1 protein-coding gene and 1 pseudogene are annotated in these 1,799 nt (G+C 72.2%); both read left to right on the top strand.

Annotated elements, in window-relative coordinates:
- The first annotated feature begins 111 nt into the window (after positions 1-111).
- Positions 112-1,497: a PhoX family protein gene (locus BZL64_RS35105; RefSeq protein ID WP_086773110.1), complete on the top strand. Its 1,386-nt coding sequence runs from the start codon at positions 112-114 to the stop codon at positions 1,495-1,497.
- A gap of 108 nt (positions 1,498-1,605) precedes the next feature.
- A pseudogene (locus tag BZL64_RS39300) lies at positions 1,606-1,799 on the top strand (polysaccharide deacetylase family protein); the annotation flags it as partial.

Raw genomic sequence — 1,799 nt, 5'->3', positions numbered from 1 at the left:
GGTGAACCGGTGAACCGGTGACACGAGCTACGCGCGTGGTTCCCGAGGCGGGCGCCGGGTGATAGACACGGCGGAGTCACCGTCCCTGTCCGCCAGCAGGAAGGTCACCCCATGTCCGCGACCCGTCGTCAGATCCTCACCCGCACCGGTGCCCTGGGAGCGGGCATCGCCTTCTCCGGGGCGCTGTCCGAACTCTTCCCGGGTACGGCCGCCGCCGCCCAGGACCTCGCCGCCCAGAACCTCGGTCACAGCGGCTACGGCCCGCTGGTCCCCGACCCGCACGGCCTGCTGGACCTGCCGAAAGGTTTCCGCTACCGGGTCCTGTCCAGAGAGGGCGACCCGCTGCGCTCCGGGGAGGGCCCCGTCCCCTCCAACCACGACGGCATGACGGCCCTGCCCGGCCGCCACGGCCGCGTCCACCTGGTCCGCAATCACGAGAACCGGCACAACGCCGCGCTCCCCGTCCCCACCGTCGAGGGTCTGACCTACGACCCGGCCGGCAAGGGCGGCTGTACGGCCCTGACGCTGGACCCGGACAACCGGGTGCTCGCCGAGCGGGTCGCGATCGCCGGTACGGCCGTCAACTGCGCGGGTGGGCCCACCCCGTGGCACACCTGGCTGACCTGCGAGGAGAACGAGGACAAGGCCGGCACCAACGGCTACACAAAGGACCACGGTTTCATCTTCGAGGTGGACCCGTCCGACCCGCGCCGCACCGGGGCGGTCCCGCTGACCGCGATGGGCCGCTTCCAGCACGAGGCGATCGCCGTCGACCCCCACCTGGGGATCGTCTACGAGACGGAGGACGCCTTCCTCAAGCCCTTCGGCCTGTTCTACCGCTTCCTCCCGGAGAAGCCGCTGGGCGGCGTGGGTTCGCTGCGCGCGGGCGGCCGGCTCCAGGCGATGCGCGTGCCGGGCGTACCGGACCTGTCGTCGGTCCAGGAGACGGGCACGAGCTTCGAGGGCGTCGAGTGGGTCGACGTACCGGACCCGCTGGCCGCCGGGACGCCGATCAGGCTCCAGGACTTCGGCCGCAAGGGCGTCACGCACGCCCAGAAGCTGGAGGGCTGCTACTGGGGAGGGCGGTGCGTGTACTTCGTGTCGTCGTTCGCGCGCGGCGCGGAAGGTTCGGCGGCCGACCACTTCGGCCAGATCTGGCGGTACGACCCGGCCCGCCGCCGGCTGACGCTGGTGATCGTCTTCGGCCCGGACACGGACGTACAACTGCCGGGCGAGTCCCCGGACAACATCTGCCTCGCTCCCAGCGGCGGCCTGATGGTCTGCGAGGACGGCAACGGCGCCCAGCACGTCTACGGCGTGACGCGGGGCGGCGAGGTGTACGCGATGGCGCGCGGGCGGCAGAACATCGGTACCCCCGAGCAGCCGGAGTGGGGCGAGTTCGCCGGCGTCACCTTCTCCCCCGACGGCCGGACGATGTACGTCAACTGCTACACGCCGGGAACGACGTTCGCGGTGACGGGTCCCTGGCGCCGATAGGCGGGTGCAAGGGCCGTCACCGGCTCCGGTGACCCGGGTGGGTGAACGCGGCACGAGGCGCGCACATATCAACACACAAGAGGCGTTCACCGCTCATAGCTTCATACGGTGATCCCTCCCGTACGCCGTCTCGCCGCCGTCAGTGTTCTCGGCGTCAGTGTCCTCGGTGCCGTGCTCGCCGCCTGCGGCACGGCCGAGGCGCCCCGAGCAGCCCGCCAGGCCTCCGCCCAGCCCTCGCCCGCCCGGCCCTCGCCCGCCGTGTCCCGGCCGCCCACGCTCGCGCCGGGACACGGCGGGCGAGG

Source organism: Streptomyces bobili (assembly GCF_002154575.1).
Lineage (GTDB): Bacteria > Actinomycetota > Actinomycetes > Streptomycetales > Streptomycetaceae > Streptomyces > Streptomyces bobili.
The sequence above is the reverse complement of the archived record's forward strand: the minus strand, read 5'-3'. Positions and strand labels throughout refer to the sequence as shown.